General features: G+C 72.6%; 25 protein-coding genes. 10 read left to right on the top strand and 15 right to left on the bottom strand.

What is annotated here, in order from left to right:
• Positions 1-19 precede the first annotated feature (19 nt).
• The 3 genes from AB5L52_RS33220 to AB5L52_RS33230 form a co-directional block, all read right to left on the bottom strand.
• Entirely contained in the window at positions 20-1,291 is a 1,272-nt protein-coding gene (locus tag AB5L52_RS33220) for a sensor histidine kinase (RefSeq protein ID WP_369367458.1), read from the bottom strand.
• Entirely contained in the window at positions 1,276-2,259 is a 984-nt protein-coding gene (locus AB5L52_RS33225; protein WP_351032523.1) for a hypothetical protein, read from the bottom strand. The genes AB5L52_RS33220 and AB5L52_RS33225 overlap by 16 nt, the downstream gene beginning before the upstream one ends.
• A gap of 158 nt (positions 2,260-2,417) precedes the next feature.
• Positions 2,418-3,191: an IclR family transcriptional regulator gene (locus AB5L52_RS33230; protein ID WP_351032526.1), complete on the bottom strand. Its 774-nt coding sequence runs from the start codon at positions 3,189-3,191 to the stop codon at positions 2,418-2,420.
• A gap of 158 nt (positions 3,192-3,349) precedes the next feature.
• Here AB5L52_RS33230 and AB5L52_RS33235 point away from each other — a divergent pair, with 158 nt between their 5' ends.
• The 5 genes from AB5L52_RS33235 (at position 3,350) to AB5L52_RS33255 (ending at position 8,150) form a co-directional block, all read left to right on the top strand.
• Positions 3,350-4,879: an aldehyde dehydrogenase (NADP(+)) gene (locus AB5L52_RS33235; protein WP_369367460.1), complete on the top strand. Its 1,530-nt coding sequence runs from the start codon at positions 3,350-3,352 to the stop codon at positions 4,877-4,879.
• 35 nt (positions 4,880-4,914) lie between these two features.
• Positions 4,915-5,523, top strand: a complete 609-nt coding sequence (locus AB5L52_RS33240; protein WP_369367461.1) for a DUF1349 domain-containing protein — start codon at positions 4,915-4,917, stop codon at positions 5,521-5,523.
• Between the two features lie 124 nt (positions 5,524-5,647).
• Complete coding sequence (locus AB5L52_RS33245; RefSeq protein ID WP_369367462.1) at positions 5,648-6,151, top strand: N-acetyltransferase family protein; 504 nt, start codon at positions 5,648-5,650, stop codon at positions 6,149-6,151.
• Between the two features lie 98 nt (positions 6,152-6,249).
• The gene (locus tag AB5L52_RS33250) at positions 6,250-6,978 is read left to right on the top strand and encodes a DsbA family oxidoreductase (RefSeq protein ID WP_351570363.1); all 729 of its coding nucleotides are present in this window, start codon (positions 6,250-6,252) and stop codon (positions 6,976-6,978) included.
• Between the two features lie 110 nt (positions 6,979-7,088).
• On the top strand, positions 7,089-8,150 hold the full coding sequence (locus tag AB5L52_RS33255) for an aminotransferase class V-fold PLP-dependent enzyme (protein ID WP_369369013.1): 1,062 nt from the start codon (positions 7,089-7,091) through the stop codon (positions 8,148-8,150).
• Positions 8,151-8,266: 116 nt separating this feature from the next.
• Here AB5L52_RS33255 and thpD read toward each other — a convergent pair whose 3' ends face one another.
• The 6 genes from thpD to AB5L52_RS33285 all read right to left on the bottom strand — a co-directional run bounded on the left by thpD (position 8,267) and on the right by AB5L52_RS33285 (position 13,418).
• Positions 8,267-9,160, bottom strand: a complete 894-nt coding sequence (gene thpD, locus AB5L52_RS33260; protein ID WP_351032535.1) for an ectoine hydroxylase — start codon at positions 9,158-9,160, stop codon at positions 8,267-8,269.
• 6 nt (positions 9,161-9,166) lie between these two features.
• Positions 9,167-9,571, bottom strand: coding sequence for an ectoine synthase (locus AB5L52_RS33265; protein WP_351032538.1), 405 nt, complete (start codon positions 9,569-9,571; stop codon positions 9,167-9,169).
• Positions 9,572-9,612: 41 nt separating this feature from the next.
• Complete coding sequence (ectB, locus tag AB5L52_RS33270; RefSeq protein ID WP_351032540.1) at positions 9,613-10,884, bottom strand: diaminobutyrate--2-oxoglutarate transaminase; 1,272 nt, start codon at positions 10,882-10,884, stop codon at positions 9,613-9,615.
• 33 nt (positions 10,885-10,917) lie between these two features.
• A complete protein-coding gene (gene ectA, locus AB5L52_RS33275) occupies positions 10,918-11,439 on the bottom strand; it encodes a diaminobutyrate acetyltransferase (protein WP_351032542.1) in 522 nt (173 codons plus the stop codon).
• Between the two features lie 266 nt (positions 11,440-11,705).
• Entirely contained in the window at positions 11,706-12,242 is a 537-nt protein-coding gene (locus tag AB5L52_RS33280; protein ID WP_351032545.1) for a DinB family protein, read from the bottom strand.
• A gap of 126 nt (positions 12,243-12,368) precedes the next feature.
• Complete coding sequence (locus AB5L52_RS33285; protein ID WP_351032546.1) at positions 12,369-13,418, bottom strand: aminotransferase class V-fold PLP-dependent enzyme; 1,050 nt, start codon at positions 13,416-13,418, stop codon at positions 12,369-12,371.
• 140 nt (positions 13,419-13,558) lie between these two features.
• Here AB5L52_RS33285 and AB5L52_RS33290 point away from each other — a divergent pair, with 140 nt between their 5' ends.
• The 5 genes from AB5L52_RS33290 to AB5L52_RS33310 all read left to right on the top strand — a co-directional run bounded on the left by AB5L52_RS33290 (position 13,559) and on the right by AB5L52_RS33310 (position 18,205).
• Entirely contained in the window at positions 13,559-14,425 is an 867-nt protein-coding gene (locus AB5L52_RS33290) for a transporter substrate-binding domain-containing protein (protein ID WP_351032549.1), read from the top strand.
• A gap of 4 nt (positions 14,426-14,429) precedes the next feature.
• Positions 14,430-15,263, top strand: coding sequence for an amino acid ABC transporter permease (locus AB5L52_RS33295; protein WP_369367463.1), 834 nt, complete (start codon positions 14,430-14,432; stop codon positions 15,261-15,263).
• A complete protein-coding gene (locus tag AB5L52_RS33300) occupies positions 15,260-16,066 on the top strand; it encodes an amino acid ABC transporter ATP-binding protein (protein WP_369367464.1) in 807 nt (268 codons plus the stop codon). The genes AB5L52_RS33295 and AB5L52_RS33300 overlap by 4 nt, the downstream gene beginning before the upstream one ends.
• Positions 16,067-16,083: 17 nt before the next feature.
• Positions 16,084-17,175: an amidohydrolase family protein gene (locus AB5L52_RS33305; protein WP_369367465.1), complete on the top strand. Its 1,092-nt coding sequence runs from the start codon at positions 16,084-16,086 to the stop codon at positions 17,173-17,175.
• A gap of 154 nt (positions 17,176-17,329) precedes the next feature.
• On the top strand, positions 17,330-18,205 hold the full coding sequence (locus tag AB5L52_RS33310) for an SCO1860 family LAETG-anchored protein (RefSeq protein ID WP_369367466.1): 876 nt from the start codon (positions 17,330-17,332) through the stop codon (positions 18,203-18,205).
• A 72-nt stretch (positions 18,206-18,277) separates the two neighbouring features.
• Here the strand turns inward: AB5L52_RS33310 and cobC are convergent, their stop codons facing one another.
• Genes cobC through cobM form a run of 6 tightly spaced genes read right to left on the bottom strand, consistent with a single transcriptional unit; the run spans position 18,278 to position 24,583 of the window.
• Entirely contained in the window at positions 18,278-19,342 is a 1,065-nt protein-coding gene (gene cobC, locus AB5L52_RS33315) for an Rv2231c family pyridoxal phosphate-dependent protein CobC (RefSeq protein ID WP_369367467.1), read from the bottom strand.
• Positions 19,332-20,270: a sirohydrochlorin chelatase gene (locus AB5L52_RS33320; RefSeq protein ID WP_351031433.1), complete on the bottom strand. Its 939-nt coding sequence runs from the start codon at positions 20,268-20,270 to the stop codon at positions 19,332-19,334. The genes cobC and AB5L52_RS33320 overlap by 11 nt, the downstream gene beginning before the upstream one ends.
• Entirely contained in the window at positions 20,267-20,854 is a 588-nt protein-coding gene (locus tag AB5L52_RS33325; protein ID WP_369367468.1) for a precorrin-8X methylmutase, read from the bottom strand. The genes AB5L52_RS33320 and AB5L52_RS33325 overlap by 4 nt, the downstream gene beginning before the upstream one ends.
• Positions 20,851-22,542 (bottom strand): precorrin-3B C(17)-methyltransferase, encoded by a 1,692-nt coding sequence (gene cobJ, locus AB5L52_RS33330; RefSeq protein WP_369367469.1) that lies wholly within the window; start codon positions 22,540-22,542, stop codon positions 20,851-20,853. Before cobJ ends, AB5L52_RS33325 begins: the two co-directional genes overlap by 4 nt.
• On the bottom strand, positions 22,539-23,768 hold the full coding sequence (cbiE, locus tag AB5L52_RS33335) for a precorrin-6y C5,15-methyltransferase (decarboxylating) subunit CbiE (RefSeq protein WP_369367470.1): 1,230 nt from the start codon (positions 23,766-23,768) through the stop codon (positions 22,539-22,541). The genes cobJ and cbiE overlap by 4 nt, the downstream gene beginning before the upstream one ends.
• Positions 23,765-24,583, bottom strand: coding sequence for a precorrin-4 C(11)-methyltransferase (gene cobM, locus AB5L52_RS33340; protein ID WP_351031424.1), 819 nt, complete (start codon positions 24,581-24,583; stop codon positions 23,765-23,767). Before cobM ends, cbiE begins: the two co-directional genes overlap by 4 nt.
• Positions 24,584-24,600: the final 17 nt, after the last annotated feature.

Here is a 24,600-nt window from a genome sequence, read left to right on the forward strand (position 1 = left end):
GGAACGGTCGGGGTGTGCGTCAGCCGCGGTCGGGGGCGGCGGTCGCCGTGGGCGTGGTCAGAGGCAGTCGTACGTGCAGGCGCCAGGTGTCCCCGGCCGGGCCCGCCTCCGCCGCGCCGCCGAGCAGTCGCACCCGGTCGGCGACGCCCCGCAGGCCGTGCCCGCCGCCGGGGCGCGGGGCCGGGGCGGCGCCGAGAGGGTTCTCGACGGTGATCGCCAGCCGGCCCTCGGCGGCGGCGATGCGGACCGCGACCGGTGTGCCGGCGTGCTTCAGGGCGTTGCTCAGGCCCTCCTGCACGATCCGGTACGCCTCCCGGGAGACCAGCGGGGGCAGCGCGGCGGGGTCGGCGGCGACGCTGGCCGTCACGGGCTGCCCGGCGGCCCGGGTGCGGCGCAGCAGACCGTCCAGGTCGGTCGCGAGGGTCGGCGCGGGTGCGGTGCCCGGCGCGTCCCCGTCCCGCAACACGCCCAGTACGGCGTCGAGTTCGCCGACCGTGCGCCGGGTGGTCTCCTCGATGGCGGCGAGCGCCTCGCGGACGAACTCCGGGTCGGTGCCGAGGACCCGGCGGGCCGCGCTCGCCTGCAGGGTGACGGCGCTCAGCGCGTGGCCGACGGAATCGTGCAGCTCGCGGGCGAGCCGGTTGCGTACGGCGAGGTCGGCGGCGCGGGCCTCGGCGGCGGCCAGCCGGTCCTCGGGCGTGGGCCCGAGCAGCGCCGGCGCCCAGCGGGCCAGCAGGGCCCCGCAGCCCGCGGCGCACGCGGCGAGCGCGAGCAGCGTGACCAGGCCGGCGAGCGGCGACAGCGCCAACCCCCAGGCATGGTTCAGGACTTCGGGCTGGCCCAGCCGGGTGTCGCGCAGCCCGGCGAACAGGGGCAGCGCGATCAGGAAGCCCGCGAACGGGGGCACCGCCAGCGACATCCCCGCCACGATCCCGCCGAACCCGAGATGCAGCGTGAACCAGGCGGCCGTACGCGCCCGTTCGGCCCGGGTGCGGGCCGGGCCGTGGGCGAGGGCGTCGTCCCCGTCGATCCCGCACAGGGCGCGCACGGCGGCCGACTCCAGCGGCCGGGTCAGCGGGAACAGGGAGGTCACCGCGGCGATCGGCAACCCGACGGCGAACGAGCCGAGTTGCAGCGGAAGCGAACGGAAGACGTCGTCCACGCCGGTGAGCGGCCCGACGATCACGGAGCCGACGAGGACGTACGGCATGGCGAGCGCGCCGCCCAGGATCAGATGCACCCACCGGCGCCGCGCCCGCCCGCCGACGAGCAGCCTCAACCCTGCGCGCACCGAACGACCTTGCGGGACCGGTCCGCGAGAAAGCGGGCGGCGAGGGAAGCCACGAGCAAGCCGGTGATCACCTGCCCAGCGTAGGTGAGACCCAGTGTCGGTGCCGGACGAACGGCGACGTCGGGTGCCATGAGGGTGCCGAGGGCCATCCAGGCGCCCCAGCAGGCGGCCGCGCCGGACCCGGTCCAGGCCAGCACGAGCGGCACGGCGACCGGCAGCGCACCGACGCGGGCGAGCCGGAGTTGCCAGGCGCCGAGTACGGCGGCGGCCAGGGAGAGCGCCATCAGCACGTCCATCAGCCGGCCTCCGGGGTGGCCCGCGCTCAGCCCCGCCGTGCCGCCGCAGGCCCACAGCAGTCGGGTGCCGGCCGGGAACAGCGCGAGCACCGCCACCGTCACCGCCGGACCCCACCGGCCGGCCGCGGTGCCGTGGCGCGGCACGTCCCGCACCCGTCCCCGCCACAGATGCCCCCACCGGTCACGGGCGTACGCGGCGAACAGCGCCCCGAGGGCCAGACCCTGCACGATGAACCCGCCGTACACCATGGCGAACACCCAGTCGGCCAGGAACGGTTTGTCCCCGCCGCCGCCTCCGCCACCCCCGTGGACGGCACCGAGCACCAACTGGACCGGGAATCCGGCCATGATCGGCGCGAGCAGGCCGGTGGCGATCCACATCGGCACGGCCAGCAGCCAGGCGGGCACCCGTCGCCCCCACGGACGGGTCAGCAGCAGCGCCAGCACGACGACGGCCGCGTCCATCAGCACGGTGAGCCCATTGGCGACGATCATGGTCACCCGGTGCTCCAGCAACGGGCTCCCGTCCGGGATCCCGGCATGACTTCCGGCGATCCAGGCGACCTTGAGGGAGAGATACGGCAGACAGGCGGCGATGGCGACGAGGCGCAGCAGTCGGCGCCATGCGGGGGCGCCGGCGGTGGCCGGGGCGAGAGCGGTCGGGTGCGTCATGCCTCAACGCTCCCGCGCGGAGCCGGGAGTTCACTTCCTGCCCGCCGACGATCCGTCTCCGCCGGACGGGGGAGACGCCGGGCGCCGAGGTGGAGGCGGCACCCGGCGTGACGGTGGCGCCGAGGCCGATCCGGGGCCGGGACCCGTGGCTGCCGTGCCTACAGCCGGCGCGTCGCCAGCGTCAGGCGGTCGCGGGCGTCGAACAGCGCGTCCTTGATCATCTGTTCGTGGGCGGGCGTCAGGCGGGCCACCGGCACCGAGCAGCTGATGGCGTCCCGGGCCGGGGTGCGGTACGGGATCGCCACGCCGAAGCAGCGCAGTCCCAGCGTGTTCTCCTCGCGGTCGACCGCGAAGCCCTGCTCCCGCACCTGGTGCAGCTCCTCGATGAGCTTCTCCCGGTCGGTGATGGTGTTCTCGGTGAGCGCGGGCAGGGTCTCCGGCAGCAGCTTGCGCACCTGCTCGTCGCCGTACGTGGCGAGGATCGCCTTGCCGAGCGAGGTGGAGTGGGCCGGCAGCCGGCGCCCGACCCGGGTGAAGGGGCGCAGATAGTGCTGGGACTGGCGGGTGGCCAGATAGACCACGTTGATCCCGTCGAGCCGGGCCAGGTGGATGGTCTCCGTGGTGTCGTCCGAGAGCCGGTCCAGGGTCGGCCGCGCGGCGGCCACCACCTCGTCGCCGTCGATGTACGACGTGCCGACCAGCAGCGCCCGCACCCCGATGCCGTACCGCGTGCCGGTCGCGTCCGTCTCCACCCAGCCCAGCTCGACGAGGGTGCGCAGCAGCATGTACAGGCTGGACTTGGGGTACCCCACGGCCTCCTGCACGGCCGCCAGGGAGTGCATACCGGGCCGGCCGGCGAAGTACTCCAGCAGCTCAACGGTCCGTACCGCGGACTTGACCTGCGCCCCGCCGCCTGTGTCGCCTGCCGTCATCGCCCTTGACCCCTTCGTCCGACGAGGGCCTGGATATTCAGGACCCGAGATATGTAGTCTCCGAGCAGCGAATTCATCATCAGAGACAGTGTTCAGTATATCGAACGCGGCTGATGGGTGACCCAGTTAAGCGCAGTCTCGTTTGGAGGGGACCCGCGGTGGCAGCAGCACCAGTCTGGAGTGTCGACCCGCGCACCGGGAAGCAGCGTGAGCAGGTTGCGGTGGAAGCCACAGCCCAGGAGGTGGACGCAGCGGTCCGGGCGGCGCACGCCGCGCGCGGCGCCCTCGCCGACCGCGCGGTGCGCTCCGCCTTCCTGCGCACGGCCGCCGCTGGCCTGGACGCGGCCAGGGACGGCCTGATCGAGACCGCCGACGCCGAGACCGCCCTCGGCCCGGTCCGGCTGGCCGGGGAACTCGCCCGCACCGGATACCAGTTGCGGGCCTTCGCCGACATCGTCGACGAGGGTGCCTTCCTCGACGTCGTCGTCAACCACCCCGACGACACCGCGACCCCGCCCATCCCGGACCTGCGCCGCTACAAGGTCTCGCTGGGCGTCGTCGCCGTCTACTCGGCCTCCAACTTCCCCTTCGCCTTCTCCGTCGCCGGCGGCGACACCGCGAGCGCGCTGGCCGCGGGCTGCCCGGTCGTCGTCAAGGCCCACCCCGACCATCCGGCCCTGTCCGAGCTGGTCGCCAAGGTGCTGCGCCGGGCCGCCGCCGAACACGGCATCCCCGGGGGCGTCATCGGCCTCGTGCACGGCTTCGCGGCGGGCACCGAGCTGATCAGGCATCCGCTGGTCGCCGCCGCGGGCTTCACCGGTTCGGTGCGGGGCGGGCGGGCGCTGTTCGACGCGGCCGTGGCGCGTCCGGTGCCGATTCCGTTCCACGGCGAGCTCGGGTCGCTGAACCCGGTGCTGGTGACGGAGGCCGCCGCCGCCGAGCGGGGCGAGGCGATCGGCACCGGTCTCGCCGGGTCCATGACGCTCGGCGTCGGCCAGTTCTGTGTGAAGCCCGGTCTGGTGCTGGTGCCGTCCGGCGCGGGCGGCGACCGGCTGGTGAAGTCCCTCACCGACGCGGTCAGCGACACCGAGGCGGGGGTGCTGCTCGACCACCGGATGCGGGACGACTTCGTCGCCGGCGTGCAGGAGCGGACCCGGCTGGCGGACGTCGACTCGCCCGTCACACCGGGTGCGGGCGGCCCGCACACGGTCGGCGCGGGGGTCCTCACGGTGCCGGCGGAGCGGCTGGCCGAGGAGGGGGCGTACGACCTGCTGCTGGAGGAGTGCTTCGGGCCGGTCACCGTCGTGGCCCGCTACGCCGACGAGGCCGAGGCGGCGGCGGTGCTGTCGCGGCTGCCGGGCAACCTCACCGCGACGGTTCAGCTGTCCGCAGAGGAGGCGGCCGGGGAGGGGCGGGGCGCCGAGCTGCTCGCCGAGCTGACTCCGCTGGCGGGGCGGGTGGTCGTGAACGCGTGGCCCACGGGGGTCGCGGTGGCGCCCGCGCAGCATCACGGGGGGCCGTACCCGGCGACGACCTCCACGTCGACCTCCGTGGGCGGCACGGCCATCGAGCGGTGGCTGCGGCCGGTGGCGTACCAGAACGCGCCCGCCGCGCTGTTGCCGAAGGAACTTCGCGACGAGAACCCGCTGGGGCTTCCCCGGAGGTTCAACGGGGTCCTGGAGCGCTAACCCGGGCCCAACTCTTCTCTTGCGACAATCGGACCATGGACGTGGAACTCCCCGACATTCCCTTCCCTCTCCGCACGTACGGGCCCGACGGCCACTGGTCGTACGAGGACGGTGTGCTCACCGGATGGGCGGGGCCCCGGCAGGACCGGTTCGTCACGCCCACCGGGGAAGCCCTGGATCCCGCCTCCGACGCGCCGCGGCTGCTGGGCGCGCCGGAGGGCGACTTCCAGTTGATCGCGCGGGTCACCGTGGGGTTCGGCGCGGCCTTCGACGCGGGCGTGCTGTACGTCCACGTCGGCGAGCGGGCCTGGGCCAAGTTGTGTCTGGAGTTCTCCCCGGACGTGCCCACCGTCTGCACGGTGGTCACCCGGGGGCACTCCGACGACTGCAACTCCTTCACGGTGGAAGGGAGTTCGGTGTGGCTGCGGATCAGCCGGACCGGGCGGTCCTTCGCCTTCCACGCCTCGCGGGACGGCGAGCGGTGGACCTTCGTCCGGCTGTTCACCCTGGGCGACGAGAAGGAGACCGGCGCCGCGCTGGTCGGCTTCATGACCCAGTCGCCGCTGGGGGAGGGGTGCGTGGTCACGTACGACCACCTCGGCTTCCGGCCCGGCTGGCCGGACGACCTCCGAGACGGAAGCTGAGGGCGGACGTCACCGTGAGCAGGGCCGCGAAGGCCGGCGTGCAGGCGTCCACGACCCACGGGAGCCCGGACATACCGTTCAGCCGCCACGGAACCGCGCTCGGTGCCGGCACGTCCTCCGTTGCATGATCAGTGAACGTGTGACCGGCGCCCTGGTGATCCGCACCGCGCTGCCCGCCGAAGCCGAGGCCATCGCCGATCTGCACGTCCGGGCCCGCTCGACGTACTACCCGGACGGCCTCCCGCAGGACGGCTTCGACTGGGTCGAGGCCTGGCGCGGCTCCCTCGAACGCCCCGACGGCCATGTGCTGTGCGCCGTCGCGCAGGCCCGGATCGTCGGCATCGCCTCCTTCCGCACCCCGGACGGCCAGGCCGCCGACACGGTCAAGCTGTTCCAGTTCCACGTCGACCCCGGCCACTGGCGCGCCGGCATCGGTACGGCCCTGCACACGGCCTGCGTGGAGGAGTGGCGGGCCGACGGCAAGCGCACGGCCGTGCTCGACGTGCACATGGACAACGCGCGTGCCCAGGGCTTCTACGCCCGCCAGGGCTGGGTCCCGGATCCGGAGAACCCGCCCGCCGAGGGCGACCACCACCTCCTCCTGCGCTTTACCGTGCCCGGGGACTGAGGCCTCGCCGGATCCGGGAATGGACGGGGCTGCTTGAACGTTCACGTACCGGGCGGAGAGAGCCTCCGTGCCCGTACGACCCGGAGAGAGCCGAAGACATGCGCGTCGAGATCTGGAGCGACATCGCCTGCCCCTGGTGCTACGTGGGCAAGGCCCGCTTCGAGAAGGCGCTGGCCGCCTTCCCGCACCGCGACGACGTCGAGGTGGTGCACCGCTCCTTCGAGCTGGACCCGGGCCGGGCCAAGGGCGACGTCCAGCCGGTGATCACCATGCTCACCCGGAAGTACGGCATGAGCGAGGCGCAGGCCGAGGCCGGCGAGGACAACCTGGGCGCCCAGGCCGCCGCCGAGGGCCTGGACTACCGCACCCGGGGCCGCGACCACGGCAACACCTTCGACATGCACCGCCTGCTGCACTTCGCCAAGGAGCAGGGCCGGCAGGACGAGCTGATCCAGCTCCTGTACCGGGCCAACTTCGCCGAGGAGCGGTCCGTCTTCACCGAGGGCGACGAGCGCCTGGTGGAGCTGGCCGCCGAGGCTGGACTGGACGCCGAGGCCGCCCGCGCGGTGCTCGCCGACCCGTCCCGCCACGCCGACGAGGTCCGCGCCGACGAGGCCGAGGCCGCCCAGCTCGGCGCGACCGGTGTGCCGTTCTTCGTCCTCGACCGGAAGTACGGCGTCTCCGGCGCCCAGCCCGCCGAGGTCTTCACCCGGGCGCTGACCCAGGCCTGGGGCGAGCACTCCCCGCTGACGCTGGTCGAGCAGGGGGACCAGGGCGAGGCGGACGCCTGCGGACCCGACGGGTGCGCGGTGCCACAGCGGGGCTGAAACCGCAGGTCAGGGCGGTTGCATAAGCGTTCCTAAGGGGAACCACGTAAAAAACGGCAATGGACGGGTAGTTCCCGGGGACGCAGAGTGGTCCCATGGACACCACGGAGATGGACACCCCGGAGACGCTCGACAGCCTTGTCCGCGCCGAGTTCAGCCCGAAGACCAGCTACCTCAACACCGCGAGCAACGGCCTGCTGCCCGCCCGCACCGTCGCCGCCCTGCACGAGGCGGCGCTGATGCGGGCCGAGGGTCGTCCACTGCTCCCGCTCTACGAGGACGTGGAGATCTGCCGGGCGGCGTACGCCCGGCTGGCCGGCGTCCCGGCCACCCGGGTCGCGGCGGGCGCCTCGGTGGCCGCGCACACCGGCGTGCTCGCCCTGTCCCTGCCCGCGGGCGCCGAAGTCCTCACCGCGGAGGACGACTTCACCTCCGTACTGAACCCGTTCCACGTCCGCGGCGACCTCAAGGTGCGCACGGTCCCGCTGGAGCGGATCGCCGAGTCCGTCCGCCCGGGCATCGCGCTCGTCGCGGTCAGCGCCGCCCAGTCCGCCGACGGGCGGATCGCCGACCTGGCCGCGGTGCGCGAGGCCGCCCGCGAGCACGGTGCCCGCACCTACGTCGACGTCTCCCAGGCGGCCGGCTGGCTCCCGGTGGACGCCGCCCAGTACGACTTCACGGCCACCGTCTCCTTCAAATGGCTGCTCGGCCCGCACGGCGCGGCCTTCCTCACCGTCCCCGAGGACTTCGGCGGGCTCACCCCGCTGCTCGCGGGCTGGGTCGCGGCCGAGGAGCCGTGGGACAGCTGCTACGGCCCGGTGGCCGAACTCGCCCACTCCGCACGGCGGTTCGACCTCACCCACGCGCTGTTCACCTACGCCGGACTGCGCCGCTCCCTCGAACTGCTGGAAGAGATCGGCGCGTCCGCCCTGCACGCGCACGCCGTGCGCCTCGCCGACCGCTTCCGCGCCGGACTCACCACCCTCGGCCACGAGCCGGTGCCCGCACCCGGCTCGGCGATCGTCTCCGTCCCCGGACTCGGCGTCCGCCAGCCGGAGCTGAGCCGCGCCGGCATCGAGGTCTCGAACCGCGCGGGCAATCTCCGCGCCGCCTTCCACCTCTACAACACCGAGGCGGACGTGGACCGCCTGCTGAACGCCCTGGCCGGCTGAGCCGGGGGACACACCGGCTGTCCCGCCCTGTGACACCGGCCGTGTGACACACGCCAGGGGCCTCCACCAAGGCGGTGGAGGCCCCTGCGGCGGGTGGGCTCAGTGGCCCATGGGGTTCAGCGGACGGGAGTGAAGTCCCGCGCGCCGATGAACTCGGGCCGGCGCACCGGAGCCGCGAAGGGCTCCACGGCCGTGTTCTCCACGCTGTTGAACACGATGAAGACGTTGCTGCGCGGGAACGGCGTGATGTTGTCGCCGGAGCCGTGCATGCAGTTGCAGTCGAACCAGGTCGCCGAGCCGGCCCGGCCGGTGAACAGCCGGATGCCGTGCGCGCCCGCCAGCGCGGTCAGCGCCTCGTCGGACGGCGTGCCCGCGTCCTGCATCTGCAGCGACTTCTTGTAGTTGTCCTTCGGCGTCTCACCGGCGCAGCCCAGGAACGTCCGGTGCGAGCCCGGCATGATCATGAGGCCGCCGTTGGTGTCGAAGTTCTCCGTCAGGGCGATCGAGACGGACACCGTGCGCATGTTCGGCAGGCCGTCCTCGGCATGCCAGGTCTCGAAGTCCGAGTGCCAGTAGAAGCCGCTCGCGCCGAAGCCCGGCTTGACGTTGATCCGGGACTGGTGGACGTACACGTCCGAGCCGAGGATCTGCCGGGCCCGGCCCACCACGCGCTCGTCGCGCACCAGGTTCGCGAACAACTCGCTGATCCGGTGCACCTCGAAGACCGAGCGGATCTCCTTCGACTTCGGCTCCACGATGGAGCGGTCGTCGGCACGGATCGCCGGGTCGGTGACCAGCCGCTCCAGCTCACGCCGGTAGACCTCGACCTCGTCCGGGGTGATCAGCTGGTCGATGGCGAGGAAGCCGTCACGGTCGTACGCCTGCAGGTCGGCCGTGGGGATCGGACCCGGGGTGTCCGGGGAACCCCAGAGGACCGGGTCCTGACGCGGGACGGCCACCTCGGTGGTGCCGCGGGTCGGGTAGAGATCGGTGACGCCGGCAGTGGTCATGGGTTCTCACACCTCCTCGGGCTCGGTGAGCAGCGGGTAGACACCGTTCTCGTCGTGGTCCTCCCGTCCGGTCACGGGCGGGTTGAACACGCAGAGGCAGTGGAAGTCCTCCTTGATGCGCAGCGTGTGCCGCTCGTGCCCGTCGAGGAGGTACATGGTGCCGGGCGTGATGGTGTACGTCTCCCCGGTCTCACGGTCGGTCAGCTCGGCCTCGCCCCGGGTGCAGACGACGGCCTCGATGTGGTTGGCGTACCACATCGACGTCTCCGTCCCCGCATACAGGATGGTCTCGTGCAGGGAGAAGCCGACCCGCTCCTTGGCCAGGACGATCCGCTTGCTCTCCCAGGTGCCGGACTTCGACTTGACGTGCCGGTCGGTGCCTTCGATGTCCTTGAACGATCGGACGATCACGGTGTTGCTCTTCCTCCTGGTCGGTCGTGCGGTCAGTGCGGTCAGGCGGTTTCCCGGACGGCGCGGGCGAGGACGCGCAGGCCCTCGTCCAGCTCGTCGGGGGTGATGGTGAGGGCGGGCAGCAGCTTGACGACCTCGCCCTCCGGCCCGGACGTCTCGATGAGCAGCCCGAGTTCGAAGGCCCGCCGGGCGATCCGCGAGGCCCGGTCCTTGTCGTGGAACTCCACGCCCCACACCAGACCGCGGCCGCGGTACTCCTTCACATCGGCGAGGTTCTCCTCGGTGATGGAGATCAGCGCCTGCTCGACCTGCTCGCCCCGGGCGCAGGTCTGCTTCTCCATGGCCGAGCCGTCGGCCCAGTACGTCTCGAGGGCCGCGGTGGCCGTGACGAACGCGGGGTTGTTGCCCCGGAAGGTGCCGTTGTGCTCGCCCGGCTCCCACACGTCCAGCTCGGGCTTGAACAGGCACAGCGACATCGGCAGCCCGTACCCGCTGATCGACTTGGACACCGTGACGATGTCGGGCACGATCCCCGACTCCTCGAAGGAGAAGAAGGCGCCGGTACGGCCGCAGCCCATCTGGATGTCGTCGACGATCAGCAGCATGTCCTGCCGCTCGCACAGCTCCTTGAGCGCACGCAGCCACTCGGGCCGGGCGACATTGATGCCGCCCTCGCCCTGCACGGTCTCCACGATCACGGCGGCGGGCTTGTTGAGGCCGGAACCCTGGTCCTCCAGCAGCCGCTCGAACCACAGGAAGTCCGGGACCGTGCCCTCGAAGTAGTTGTCGAACGGCATCGGCGTGCCGTGCACCAGCGGGATCCCGGCGCCGGCCCGCTTGAAGGCGTTGCCGGTCACGGCGAGCGACCCCAGCGACATCCCGTGGAAGGCGTTGGTGAACGACACGATGGCCTCGCGCCCCTTCACCTTGCGGGCCAGCTTCAGCGCCGACTCCACGGCGTTGGTGCCGGTCGGGCCCGGGAACATGACCTTGTACGGCAGATCGCGCGGGCGCAGCACCAGATCCTGGAAGGTCTGCAGGAAGTTCCGCTTGGCCGTGGTCGACATGTCCAGGCCGTGGGTCACCCCGTCCCGTGCCAGATAGTCGATCAACGCCCGTTTGAGTACGGGATTGTTGTGGCCGTAGTTGAGTGAGCCGGCACCGGCGAAGAAGTCGAGGTACACATGACCGTCCTCGTCGTACATCCGGCTGCCCTGCGCGCGGTCGAAGACCGTGGGCCAGCCGCGGCAGTAGCTGCGCACCTCGGACTCGAGGGTCTCGAAGACGCTGAGGTCGGGCTGGGTGATGGTCACGGTGAATCGCTCCTCATGCGAGGTGAAGGGGGGTCAACGGGCCGCTGAAACGGGGGTCAACGGACCGATGCGGTACAGGACTTCGGGATCGTGCGGACCGTCGGGGAACAGCTCGGCGGCGAACAGCACCTCACGCTCCAGGCGCGCCCCGTGCCGGTCGGCGAACGAGGTGAAAAGCCGCTCGGAGGCGGTGTTGCCGGGGGTGATCGTCGTCTCCACGTCGGTGATGCCGCGCTCGGCGGTGAGCCGTGCGACCAGCCCGTCCAGCAGCGTCGCGGCGATGCCGAGACCCCGGTGCCCGGAGTCGACGGCCACCTGCCAGACGAGCAGGGTGCGGGGGCGCTCGGGCCGCACGTAGCCGGTGACGAAACCGACCGGCTCCCCGTCCGCACCCCGCGCCACCGCCGAGGTGCCGGCGAAGTCCCGGCACCACAGCAGATAGCTGTACGAAGAGTTCAAGTCCAGGGTTTTCGAGTCCTTGGCGAGACGCCAGAGCGCGGCTCCGTCGGTCACCGCCGGCTGGTCGATCAGTAGGTCTGCGGGTGCGGCAGTCATGCGGAACGAATTTAGCGAGGTGAATTGAGAAATGCACGGCCGCCGCCTCAGGGCTGCGCAGAAGACCTACCGAAATGTCCGAATTAACCCACGACAAACCCGGGCAAATCTCCACTGATGTGGAGTGCGTCACAGCAAGCAAGTCGTCAAGGGGGCGCCAGAAACTCGCTCAAAAATTCCCCCGTTTAGTCTTGCGAAAAGCGGGCAGAAGAATACGGGAAGCTATCGTCCGGGAAATTGGCGGGAATTGTGAAGTTAAATTGAATTCAGGCGCCGGTGGTTCCGTCGATTCGTTCACGCAGAATGTCGGCGTGGCCGTTGTGCCGGGCGTACTCCTCGATGAGATGGATCAGCACCCAGCGCACGCTGACCTCCATACCGGTCACCGGCTCGTCGACCATCCGCCCGGTGTCCTCCAGACCCCGCGCGGCCAGCACCTCCCGCCCGTCCGCGATCTCCGCCCGCCATATGGCGAGGGCGTCCGCCAGCCCGCGCTCCGCATCGAGGCCGTACCCCGCCGTCTCCCCGAACAGCCGTGGTGCGTCCGTGCCCGCCAGCACCCGCTGGAACCAGTTCCGTTCGACCTCGGCGAGATGCTGGACGAGCCCGAGCAGGGTCAGCGCCGACGGCTCCGCCGAGGCGAGCCGGACCTGCGCGTCGTCCAGCCCCTGACACTTCAGCTCCAGCGTGGCGCGGTGGAAGTCCAGCCAGCCCTCCAGCATGGCGCGCTCGGGGCCGGTCATCGGGGGGATGGGGCGGCCGTCGGGGAGGGTCTGCGGGGCCTGGGGTGTGGTGTCGGTCATGGGGGGAGGATGACACGGGGCACTGACATCGACAGGGTTCGCGCCGGGCGAAGGGGCACTCTTCCGGTCAGCCGGGACGGGCGGGCGAGCGGACGGACGGGGGTGCGGGGGCAGAGCCCCCGTGGCCTACGGCAGAACGCCGAGCGCCGCCCCGATCGCGCCCAGACACCTCGCCACGGTCTCCGGCGAGGCGTCCGCCCCGTAATGGTTGACCCGGATCATCTCCCTGGCCAGCGCACCCCCACCCGCGGCCAGCGGCAACGAAGGATCACCGGCCAGCACCCGAGCCACCAGCTCCGACGCCACCACCCCCGACGGCACCCGCAGCGTCGTGGCCACCGGCGCGGCATCGGAGGCCTCGTACACGTACGGCTCCAGGCCCACGCCCAGGGCGACCGCACCGGCCCGCGTGGCCAGCGCGGCGCGCCGGTGCCGGTCCATCACCGCGTCCAGCCCCACCGACTCGATCCGCTCCAGACACGCCTGAAGCGCCAGCATCTCCAGCTGGGCCGGAGCGTGCGGCAGCACCGCGCGGCCGGCGTCGATCCAGCGCTCCTTCCAGTCCAGCAGGGACAGGTAGGAGCGGCGCGGCGCGTGCGGGTTCGCCGCCATCCGGGCCCACGCCCGCTCGCTCACCGAGATCGCCGACACACCCGCCGGGCCGCCCATCGCCTTCTGCGCCCCGATCACGCACAGGTCCACGCCCCACGCGTCCGGCAGTACCGGCTCCGCGCCCACGGAGGCGACCGCGTCCAGGTAGAACAGCGCACCGTGCTCCCGTACCGCCTCGCCGATCTCCGCGACCGGGTTGGTGTTGCCGGTCGCCGCCTCCGCGTGCACCAGCGACACGAAGTCGATCTCCGGGTGCGCGGCGAACGCCTCCCGGATCTGCGCCGCGGTCACCGCCGTGTGGAAGGGGACGGAGATGTCGTGCACGGTCGCGCCACAGGCGCGCAGCCAGTCGCCGAAGGTCTGGCCGTAGGGGCCCGTGATCACGTTCAGGGCCACCGTGCCCGGACCGGCCGCCGCGCGGATCGCGCCCTCCAGCGGCAGCAGCGCCTCGCCCTGGGTGATCAGCACGTCCTGCCGGGTGTCCAGCAGCCGGGCCACCCCGTCCTCGATGGCGGCGAAGCGCTCGGCACTCAGCGGGGGCAGATCGAGAAAGGGGTGGGTCACGGCGGTGCTCTCTCCTCATACGCGGGGGTCGACTCCCTCGATCTTAGGTCCAGGGGCTCCCTAACCATGGGTTTGATTTGAGAGACTCAAACCCTTCCTTATAATCGGAAGCCACAGTCCCCCACAGAGAAGATCCCTCCATGACAACGCTCCTCGGGCGCCGGACCCGCCTTCTGGCCGCCACCACCGCGACCGCCGCACTCGTGCTCGTCGTGGCCGGTTGCTCCTCCAGCGGCTCGGGGAGCGGCCCGACGACCGTCAAGGGGGTCCACCTCGCCAAGGGCGGTCAGCTGACCACCTGCACCCACCTGCCGTACCCGCCGTTCCAGTCGGAGATCAACGGCAAGGTGCAGGGCTTCGACGTCTCCCTCATCGACCTCGTCGCCAAGGACCTCGGCGTCAAGCAGCAGATCCTCGACACGCCGTTCGAGAACTTCAAGACCGGCGCCTTCCTGAACTCCGGCCAGTGCGACCTGGCCGCCGCCGGCATGACGATCACCGCCGAGCGCAAGAAGAACGTCGACTTCTCCGACCCGTACTTCGAGGCCACCCAGGCCGTGCTGGTCGACAAGAACAGCGGCGTCAACTCGCTCGCGGACGTCAAGGCCAAGGGCAAGAAGCTCGGCGCCCAGGCGCAGACCACCGGCGAGGACTACGCCAAGAGCAAGGGCTTCGACCCGGTCTCCTTCGCCTCCTCCGACGCGGTCCTCAACGGCCTGCGCACCGGACAGGTCCAGGCCGTCATCATCGACTACCCGGTCGTCCAGGGCTGGCTGAAGGACAAGGCCAACGCTGACAAGTTCAAGGTCGTCGACAACCTCAAGACCGGCGAGCAGTACGGCTTCACGGTGAAGAAGGGCAACAAGGCCCTGCTCGACGCCGTCAACAAGGCCCTCAAGGACGCCAAGGCCGACGGCACGTACAAGAAGATCTACGAGCAGTGGATCGGCCCATACACCGCTTCTACGGCAAACGGGGCCTCCGTCGCCTCCCCGGCCGGCTCCTGACCCCATGACCGACACGGACACCCCCATCCAGCCGAAGAAGACCGGGCTGACCCGCCGGCAGAAGCGCCGGCTCTCCCGCGCGGCGCAGTACGCCGTCTTCGTCGCCGCGGTGATCGCCTTCGCGGTCAGCGCGGACTGGGGCCGGCTGCAGAACCAGTTCGCGCAGGCCCACATCGCGAGGCAGCTGTTCCCGGACCTCATCACGGTGGCCCTCAAGAACACCGTGCTCTACACGCTGTCCGGCTTCGTCGTCGGTCTGGCCCTCGGCATGGTCATCGCCCTGATGCGCCTGTCGTCCGTGGGGCCGTACCGCTGGCTCGCCGGCACCTACATCGAGATCTTCCGCGGCCTGCCCGCGCTGCTGATCTTCATCTTCGTCGGCGTCGGCGTGCCACTGGCCTTCCCGAGCATCCAGTACCCGGGCGGCACCTACGGCAAGGTCGCCGTCGCCCTCGGGCTGGTCTCCGCCGCCTACATGGCCGAGACGATCCGCGCGGGCATCCAGGCCGTGCCCAAGGGGCAGATGGAGGCGGCCCGTTCGCTCGGGTTCTCGCCGGCCCGGGCCATGATCTCCATCATCCTGCCGCAGGCCTTCCGGATCATCCTGCCGCCGCTGACCAACGAACTCGTCCTGCTCTTCAAGGACTCCTCGCTGGTGCTGTTCCTCGGCGTCACCCTGGAGGAGCGCGAACTGTCCAAGTTCGGCAACGACCTGGCCAGTTCGACCGCGAACTCCACGCCGATCCTGGTCGCGGGCCTGTGCTATCTGCTGATCACGATCCCGCTCAGCCTCGTCGTGCGCCGTATGGAATCCAAGGCCCTGAGGGAGATCCGGTGACCTACCCAGAGATCCGCGTCCAGGACCTGCACAAGTCCTTCGGCGACAACCACGTCCTGCGCGGCATCGACCTGGAGATCGGCCAGGGCGAGGTCGTCTGTGTCATCGGCCCCTCCGGCTCCGGCAAGTCCACGCTGCTGCGCTGTGTGAACCTGCTGGAGGAGCCCGGCAAGGGCCAGGTCTTCGTCGGCGGCACCGAGATCACCGACCCGGACGTCGACATCGACGCCGTACGCCGCCGGATCGGCATGGTCTTCCAGCAGTTCAACCTCTTCCCGCACCTCAGCGTCACCGAGAACCTCACGCTGCCGCAGCGCCGGGTCCTCAAGCGGGACAAGGCCGAGGCCGCGAGGATCGCCGCCGAGAACCTGGCCCGCGTCGGCCTCTCCGAGAAGGCCGCGGCCTACCCCTCCTCCCTCTCCGGCGGCCAGCAGCAGCGGGTGGCCATCGCCCGCGCCCTCGCCATGGGACCCGAGGTGATGCTCTTCGACGAGCCGACCTCCGCCCTCGACCCCGAGCTGGTCGGGGACGTCCTCGCGGTGATGCGCAGGCTGGCCGAGGAGGGCATGACGATGATGGTCGTCACCCACGAAATGACCTTCGCCCGCGAGGTCGCCGACCGCGTCGTCTTCATGGACGGCGGCGTGATCGTCGAGGACGGCACCCCCGACCGGGTCATCGGCGACCCCCAGCACGAGCGCACCCGCCACTTCCTGTCCCGCCTGCTCGACCCGGCCATGGCCGAGGTCCAGGAGGCGGTGGAGGAGAGGACCTCAGGCCGGGTGGGGAAGGACCAGCCCTAGGTAGTTAAGGTGCGGGCATGAGCGATGGCGCCGTGCTGCACGTGAAGGGGCGGGTCCTCGTCGGGCCCGAGGACGTCCGCGACGAGCTGTGGGTGGTCGGGGGCCGGGTGTCCTACGACCGCCCCGCCGGAGCCCGGGACGTCCGGACCGTCGAGGGCTGGGTGCTGCCCGGCCTGGTCGACGCCCACTGCCATGTGGGCCTCGACGCGCACGGCCCGGTCGACGCCGACACCGCGGAGAAGCAGGCGCTCACCGACCGGGAGGCGGGCGCCCTGCTGCTGCGGGACGCCGGCTCGCCCTCCGACACCCGCTGGATCGACGACCGCGCCGACCTCCCGAAGATCATCCGGGCCGGCCGGCACATCGCCCGCACCCGCCGCTACATCCGCAACTACGCCTGGGAGATCGAACCGGACGACCTGGTCGCCTACGTCGCCCAGGAGGCCCGGCGCGGCGACGGCTGGGTCAAGCTGATCGGCGACTGGATCGACCGCGACCTCGGCGACCTGTCCGCCTGCTGGCCCCGCGAGGCGGCCCGGGCCGCGATAGCGGAGGCACACCGGCTCGGCGCCCGCGTCACCGCGCACTGTTTCGCCACGGACTCCCTGCGCGACCTGGTCGAGGCCGGCATCGACTGCGTCGAGCACGCGACGGGCCTGACCGACGAGCTGATCCCGCTCTTCGCCGAACGGGGCGTCGCGATCGTCCCCACCCTCGTCAACATCGCCACCTTCCCGCAGCTCGCGGCCGGCGGCGAGAGCAAGTTCCCGCGCTGGTCCGCGCACATGCGCCGGCTGCACGAGCGCCGCTACGACACCGTGCGCGCCGCCTACGACGCCGGCATCCCGGTGTACGTCGGCACGGACGCCGGCGGCTCACTGGCCCACGGCCTGGTCGCGAGTGAGGTCGCGGAGCTGGTCACCGCCGGTGTCCCGGCCGTGGCGGCGGTGTCGGCGACGACCTGGGGCGCCCGCGCCTGGCTCGGCCGCCCCGGCCTGGAGGAGGGCGCGCCGGGCGACCTGGTGGTGTACGAGGGCGATCCGCGGGCCGACGTACGGGTGCTGGCGGCGCCGCGCCGGGTGGTGCTCGACGGGCGAGTCGTGGAGTGACCGAGGCGCAGGGGAACGCGTGTGCTTCACGATTCGAAGAGGTGTGCCGATTCTCCTCGATTGAGTGAAGTAACCGAGGATTGCCGACCGTTCACCCGTAGTGCGTACAAGGTTGACGGGTCCCAAGCATGTTCCCACTGGGGGTCCCACCACCTTGAACAGCAACGACTTCCGCATGCCCGCACGCCGTCTGGCCACCGCCCTGACGGTCACCGCCCTGGCCGCCGGTCCCGCGGTCCTGGGCGCGGGCGCCGCGCACGCGACCGCAGACCACGGTCGCGCCTCCGCCGTCGTCCTGCGCACCGGGCTCGACGTGTCCCTGCTCAACAAGAGCGTCGACGTCCCGCTCGCGGTCACCCTCAACAACGTCCAGGCGCCGCGGAGCGCCGACAAGACCGCGCTGTCCGCCCGGCTCGACGGCGTGGCCGACGGCAAGCCGTTCACCGTCCTCGGCGCGGACGTCGCCTCCGCGAAGGCCACGGTGACGTCGCAGCGCGCCGAGGGCTCGGTCCGGCTCGTCCACGCCCGGCTGCACGTCCCCGGCCTGCCCCTGCTGTCCCTGATCGAGGCCGACACGGTCACCGCCGAGGCGACCTGCGAGGCCGGCAAGGCGCCCGTCGCCTCGGCGAACGTCCTCGGCGCCGTCACCGTCCTCGGCAAGCGCGTCACGCTCACCGCCGGCGGCCCGACCGAGGTGAAGGTCCCCAGCGTCGGCGACGTCCGCCTCCGCCTCGCCCAGCACGACACCACGACCCGTACGGCGGCCGCGACCGCCCTCGAACTCAAGGTCTCCGTCAACCCGTTGAAGCTCAACGTGGCCGACGTCGAAGGAACGGTCACTCTGGCCAAGGCGACCTGTGAGTCCCCGACGGCCCCGTCCGCCGACCCGAAGCCCCAGGGCGGCGTGTCGAAGTCCGGCCTCGCGGAAACGGGCAGCAGTTCCGCGACCCCGTACATCGCGGGCGGCGCCCTGGCGCTGGTGCTGGTCGGCGGGGGAGCGGTGACGGTGGCCCGCCGCCGCAGGCACTGACACCGGGTTCCCAGCCGCTCCCCGCCCGACCGTCCCCTCGGGCGGGGAGCGGCCTCCCGGGCGGAGCCCCGGCTACCGGAGGGCGGCCGACAGTGCCTTCAGGAAGCCGTTCGCCGTCCCGCGGTCCCGCACCGCCACCCGCACCCAGTCCTCCCCGAGCCCCGGAAACGTGTCACCCCGCCGCACCGCATAACCAAGGTCACGCAACCGCCGCCGTACAGCGGCCGCCCCCGCCATCCCGACCAGCACGAACGGCCCCTCCGCCGGCTGCACCACCCGTACGCCGCGCGAGGCGAACTCCGACAGCCCCGCCAGCAGATGGGTCCGGTCCGCCGCGATGCGATGCGCCGCATGCCCCGCCTCTGCCAGGGCCCGCGGCGTCACACACGCCTGGGCCGCGGCCAGCGCGGGTGTCGACACCGGCCACAGCGGCTGGGCCCGCTCCAGGTCGGCGATGATCTCCGCGGCTGCCAGTACGTACCCGATCCGCAGCCCGGCCAGACCCCAGGTCTTGGTCAGACTGCGCAGCACGACCAGCCCCGGCACATCCGTCCGCCCGGCCAGCGCCTCCCGCTCACCCGGCACGGCGTCCATGAACGCCTCGTCGACCACCAACACCCGCCCGGGACGGGCAAGTTCTGCCAGCGCGCCCGCCGGATGCAGTACGGACGTGGGGTTCGTCGGATTCCCGATCACCACCAGATCGGCATCCTCCGGCACCGCCGCCGGATCCAGCCGGAACCCGTCCTCCTCCCGCAGCAGCACCCGGTCCACGCTGTGCCCCGCGTCCCGGAGAGCCGCCTCGGGCTCGGTGAACTGCGGATGTACGACGACCGGTCGCCGTACCTTCAGCGCGCGGGCCAGCAGCACGAACGCCTCCGCCGCGCCCGCCGTCAGCAGTACCCGCTCCACCGGCAGCCCGTGCCGCGCCGCCACCGCCGCCCGCGCGGCCCGCCCGTCCGGGTAGGCCGCGAGGGAAGACAGCGAGCCGGCGATCTCCTCCCGCAGCCACGACGGCGGAGTGTCCGCCCGCACGTTGACGGCGAGGTCGGTCAACGCGGCCCCGTCGTCCCGTACTTCGGCGTCCCCGTGATGCCGCAGATCGTGCCCGGACCCGCCGGTGTCGTCAGTGCGCATGGCTGTGCGAGTGCCCCCCGTGATGGTGGTGCCCGTGGTCGTGGCCGTGATGGTGGCCGTCGTCGTCCGGGTGGAAGTGCGGCTGCTGCGGCAGCCCCACCTTGTCCTCGAAGCCCGGCAGCGCGATCCGGTACACGCACGAGTCGCAGTTCATGCGCAGATCACCCTTGACGGCTTCCTCGTACCGCTCCATCACCAGGTCGAGCAGCTCCGGCTCGGGCCCGATGACATCGGCCGACCGCACCTCGACCTCCGGGTGCGCGGCGGCCCAGCCCTCGGTCTGCTGCCGCACCCGGTCCGGGAGGATCCCGGTGAACAGGAAGTACGGCAGGACGACGATCCTGCGCGCCCCCAACGCCGCGCACCGGTCCAGGCCGCTCGGCACGTCCGGCGCCGCCAGCGACACGAACGCCGTCTCCACCCCGGCGTACCCGCGGCCCTCCCACAGCAGCCGCGCCGCCTTGTACACCTCGGCGTTGGCATCGGGGTCCGTCGAACCGCGCCCCACCAGCAGCACGGTCACATCGGCCCGGTCCGCGGGCGTGCGGGCCGGGCCGCCGAGCGCGTCGTCCAGCCGCCGCTCCAGCACGCTCAGCAGCGCCGGGTGCGGGCCCAGCGGGCGGCCGTAGGTGTACGAGATGCCCGGGTGCCGTTCCTTCTCGCGGGCCAGCGCGGCCGGGATGTCGCCCTTGGCGTGCCCGGCGGACACCAGCATCAGCGGCACCGCCGCGAACCGGCGCACCCCCTGCTCGACCAGCTCGGCGACGGCGTCGCCCAGTGGCGGCGGGGACAGTTCGATGAAGCCGCCCGCGACGGGCAGCTCGGGGTGGCGGCGCCCGAGCTCTCGGACGAAGTCGCGGAAGGCTTCGGCGCCGGCGTCGTCACGGGTGCCGTGTCCGGCGATGAGCAGGGCGGGCGGGGTGGTCACGAGGTCTCCTCAGACGAAACGGGGTGGTACAGCAGGGCGTTGAGCGCGGCGGCGGCGACCGCCGAACCGCCCTTCTCGGACACGTTGCTCACGGCGGGCAGCCCGCTCTCGCGCAACGCGGCCTTGGACTCGGCCGCGCCGACGAAGCCGACGGGCAGGCCGATGACGAGCGCGGGGGAGGCGTCCAGGGTGAGCAGCTCCTCCAGGGCGGTCGGCGCACAGCCGATCACCCACAGGGCCCCGGGGCCGACCTCCTCGTAGGCGAGCCGGATCGCATGGGCCGACCGGGTCAGACCCGGCCCGGACCCGACGTCCTTCAGACGGCAGACGGTCTCCCGGCGGGTGATCCCGGCCGCGACCATCTCCACGTCCACGACGACCGGCGCCCCGGCGTGCAGCGCGGCATGCGCCGTCACCAGGTCGTCCTCGTCGGTCACGAGGTCGGTCGCGTACTCCAGGTCGGCGGCGGAGTGGATGACCCGCTCCACCACCGCCCGGGTCAGCGGCGGGAAGTGCGAGGTGTCCAGGCGGGCGCGCAGCCGCCGGAAGGACTCCTGCTCGATCGGGTGGACGACACGGTTCACTTCGCCTCCTCCTGCGATGCCTGCCAGCGGTAGCCGCGCGGGGTCACCATGCGCCCGGCGATGATCCGGGTCGCGGTGTTGCCCACGGTCACGACCGTCATCATGTCGACCGTCGCCGGGTCGAGCGCCCCCAGGGTGGTCACCCGGCTCGACTCGTCCGGGCGGGACGCGTTGCGTACGACACCGACCGGTGTCGTCGGCTCCCGGTGCCCGGCGAGGAGCGCGAGCGCCTTGGGCAGCTGCCAGTCGCGGCCCCGGGAGCGCGGGTTGTAGAAGGTGACGACGAGGTCCGCCTCGGCCGCCGCCCGCACCCGCCGCTCGATGACCTCCCACGGCGTGTGCAGGTCGGACAGGCTGATGGAGACGTGGTCGTGGCCCAGCGGCGCGCCCAGGATCGCCCCGGCGGCCAGCGCCGCCGTCACGCCCGGCACCCCGATCACGTCGATGTCGTCCGAGGCCTCGGCGAGCGCCGGGGAGGCCATGGCGTACACGCCCGCGTCCCCGCTGCCGATCAGCGCCACCGCCTGCCCCTTGCGGGCCTCCTCGACCGCCGTACGGGCCCGCTCCTCCTCGGCGCCGAGCCCCGACTCCAGCACCCGGGTGCCGGGCCGCAGCAGGTCGCGGATCTGGTCGACGTACTGGTCCAGCCCCACCAGAACGGCAGCGCGCCGGAGTTCGGCCGTGGCGCGCGGGGTGAGCAGATCCCGGGCGCCGGGTCCGAGCCCGACCACCGCGAGCCGTCCGCGCCCCGGACGCCGTACGACGGCACAGGTCGCCATCGCGGGCCGCGCCCCCGACTTCCGTTTGGGTACGAGGAGTTCACCGCCCCGGAGCAGGGCGGCGGCCTCCGCCACCGAGGGCGTACCGACGGCCGCGAGCGGCGCCTCGGAGGGGTTGGGCACCTCGACCGCCGCCAGCTCCTCGGCGGGGTACGTCACCAGCGGCACGCCGAGCCGTTCGGCGGCCGCCACGATGCCGGGCTCCCCCGCCTTGGCGTCCACGGTGGCCAGTTCGGCCACGGACCGCACCGACAGCCCCGCCTCGCGCAGCGTCTCCTCGATCAGTCCGAGGACCTCCGCCTCCGGCGCGCCCTTGGACGCGCCGACCCCGACCACCAGCGACGGCGGCCGCAGCAGCACCTCGTGCTCGCCGGGCACGACGTCCCGGTCGGTGAGCCGGACGGTGTACGCCCCCCGCGGTGAGGTCGGCAGCGGCGGCAGCGGCCACGCCACCTCCGTCTCCAGGGCGACCGGTTCGCCGTCCAGCAGGGCCCGGGAGACCAGGGCCACCGAACCCTCGTAGGGCAGCCCCAGCGTGTCCAGCCCGGCCAGTCCGACGGAGTCCGTGGCGGTCGTCACCACCGGCTCGGCACCCAGCAACTCGCCCACCGCGCGGGCGAGTTCATTGGCGCCGCCCGCGTGCCCGCCGACCAGCGACACCGCGAACCGGCCGCCCTCGTCCACGCACACCACACCCGGGTCGGCCGTCTTGTCGCCGAGCAGCGGCGCGAGCAGCCGTACCGTCGCGCCCGTCGCCAGGAAGCACACCAGCTGCGTGCACTCGGCGAACGCTTCCCGTACCGCCTCCCCGACGGGACCCTCGTACACCCGCGTCCGGTCCGGCCAGGCCGCGGCCAGCCGGTCCCGCGCCGCCGCCCCCGCCGCGGTGGCGGAAATGAGGCCGATCACTCGTCAACTCCCTTACTGGATCCCGGGGTTCGCACGCCCCAGAGCAGAAACACAGGATTGGTCGCCGCGAGCCGGGTCACATCCCCCGGCAGCGGCGCCAGCCGCGACGACTGCAGCAGCACCCCGTCGCAGGTGAACCCGGCGGCCGTGAGCGCCTCGCGGGCCGCCGGCACCCGGTCGAGGGCGGCCATGGCGACGACCACGGTCCGCCGCGCCCGCCGGGCGCAGGCCCGCACCACGGCGGGCAGCTCGCGCCCCCCGCCGCCGACGAACACGGCGTCGGGATCGTCGGCGAGGCCGGCCAGCGCGTCCGGCGCCGAGCCGTGCACCACCCGCACATCGACCCCGTGGGCCCGGGCGTTGGCCCGGACCCGCTCGACCCCGTCCGCGGCCTTCTCGACGGCGACGACGGCCGCGCCGAGCCGCGCGCACTCCACCGCCACCGAGCCCGAGCCGGCGCCCACGTCCCACACCAGGTCGCCCAGCCGGGGACCGAGCCGGGCCAGCGCCAGCGCCCGCACCTCGAACTTGGTGATCATCGAGTCCCGGTGCGCGAACGCCCCCTCGTCCAGCGCCCAGCCGGCCGGCCGCGCGAGCACCCCGGCGACCGTACGCACGGCACCCAGCGCCCGCGCCTCGTCCAGGCACAGCACCACGCTCACCGCCGTACCCCAGTCCCGGGCCGCCGCCTCGGCGGGCGTCACCCGCTCCACGCGCTCCCGCTCCGGATCGCCGAGCGCGCTCGCCACGACGAGGACACGACCGTCGCCGAGCGCGGCCCCCAGCTCGGCGGGCCCGGCCCCCGGGCCCGTGAGCACGGCCACCTTGGGCTGCGCACGGCAGACGTTCACCGCCGTACGAAGGTCCCGGCCGTGCGCGCTCACCACCACCGCGTCGTCCCAGGGCAGCCCGAGCCGTGCGAACGCGGTGGCCACGGAGGACACCCCCGGCCGCACATCCAGCCGCTCGGCGCCGAACCGCTCGGCCAGCGCCCGCACGATCCCGAAGAACCCGGGATCCCCCGAGGCCAGCACCACGACGTCCTTGTCCGCATACTCCGCGATCGCGTCCAGCGCCGGGGCCAGCGGCCCGAGGACGACCCGCGCGGCGCCGGCGGGCAGCCGTGCCGCGTCCAGGTGCCGGCGCCCGCCGACGACCAGCGCGGCCCCCGCGAGGAGACCCTCCGGGACCGGCGCGCCCGTGCCCGTACCGACGACCGTGATCAACTCTTCGCCCGCTGTTCGCGCAGGGCCCGCCGGGCCTGGGGGTCGGCCTTGCGGTACCCGTGGAAGTGACCGGGGTGGTACAGGTGCGAACGCGTCCCGTGGGCGTCCAGCGCCGGGCCGACCAGGAAGAGCGTGTGCTTCCAGAGCTTGTGCTCCTTGACCGTCTCCTCCAGCGTGCCGACCGTGCACCGCACGACCAGCTCCTCGGGCCAGGTCGCCTGATAGGCGACGACGACCGGGGTGTCCGTCGGGTAGCCGCCCTCCAGCAGCTCGCGCACCAGCTGTCCGCTGCGCGCCGCCGACAGGAAGATCGCCATGGTGGTGCCGTGCCGGGCGAACTCGCGCACCTCCTCGCCGGGCGGCATCGGCGTCTTGCCGCCGCCCAGCCGGGTGAGCACGACGGACTGCGCGACCTCGGGGATGGTCAGCTCGCGCTGCGCGAGCGCGGCCACGGCGGAGAAGGCCGAGACGCCGGGGACGACCTCGGTCGCGATCCCGAGCTCCGCGCACCGGTCCAGCTGCTCCTGCGTGCCGCCCCACAGCGCCGGGTCGCCGGAGTGGATCCGGGCCACCTTCAGCCCCTCGGCCCGGGCACGCCGGTAGACGGCGACGACGTCCTCCAGGGACATGGCCGCCGAGTCGAGGATCTCCGCGTCGTCGCGCGCGTGCTCGAGGACCTCCGCCTGGACCAGGCTCGCCGCCCAGATCACCACGTCCGCGTCCGCGATCGCGCGTGCGGCGCGGAACGTCAGCAGATCGGCGGCGCCGGGGCCGGCACCGACGAACGTCACCTTGCCGGTGGGGGCATCGGCCATGGGAAGGGTCCTCTCCT

The sequence above is a fragment of the Streptomyces sp. CG4 genome (assembly GCF_041080655.1).
Taxonomy (GTDB): domain Bacteria; phylum Actinomycetota; class Actinomycetes; order Streptomycetales; family Streptomycetaceae; genus Streptomyces.

Coding starts and splice junctions, on each gene's coding strand:
- AB5L52_RS33225 (WP_351032523.1), bottom strand. CDS start 2,259: ATGACGCACCCGACCGCTCTCGCCCCGGCCACCGCCGGCGCCCCCGCA.
- AB5L52_RS33230 (WP_351032526.1), bottom strand. CDS start 3,191: ATGACGGCAGGCGACACAGGCGGCGGGGCGCAGGTCAAGTCCGCGGTA.
- AB5L52_RS33240 (WP_369367461.1), top strand. CDS start 4,915: ATGGACGTGGAACTCCCCGACATTCCCTTCCCTCTCCGCACGTACGGG.
- AB5L52_RS33245 (WP_369367462.1), top strand. CDS start 5,648: ATGATCAGTGAACGTGTGACCGGCGCCCTGGTGATCCGCACCGCGCTG.
- AB5L52_RS33250 (WP_351570363.1), top strand. CDS start 6,250: ATGCGCGTCGAGATCTGGAGCGACATCGCCTGCCCCTGGTGCTACGTG.
- AB5L52_RS33255 (WP_369369013.1), top strand. CDS start 7,089: ATGGACACCCCGGAGACGCTCGACAGCCTTGTCCGCGCCGAGTTCAGC.
- thpD (WP_351032535.1), bottom strand. CDS start 9,160: ATGACCACTGCCGGCGTCACCGATCTCTACCCGACCCGCGGCACCACC.
- ectA (WP_351032542.1), bottom strand. CDS start 11,439: ATGACTGCCGCACCCGCAGACCTACTGATCGACCAGCCGGCGGTGACC.
- AB5L52_RS33280 (WP_351032545.1), bottom strand. CDS start 12,242: ATGACCGACACCACACCCCAGGCCCCGCAGACCCTCCCCGACGGCCGC.
- AB5L52_RS33290 (WP_351032549.1), top strand. CDS start 13,559: ATGACAACGCTCCTCGGGCGCCGGACCCGCCTTCTGGCCGCCACCACC.
- AB5L52_RS33295 (WP_369367463.1), top strand. CDS start 14,430: ATGACCGACACGGACACCCCCATCCAGCCGAAGAAGACCGGGCTGACC.
- AB5L52_RS33305 (WP_369367465.1), top strand. CDS start 16,084: ATGAGCGATGGCGCCGTGCTGCACGTGAAGGGGCGGGTCCTCGTCGGG.
- cobC (WP_369367467.1), bottom strand. CDS start 19,342: ATGCGCACTGACGACACCGGCGGGTCCGGGCACGATCTGCGGCATCAC.
- cobM (WP_351031424.1), bottom strand. CDS start 24,583: ATGGCCGATGCCCCCACCGGCAAGGTGACGTTCGTCGGTGCCGGCCCC.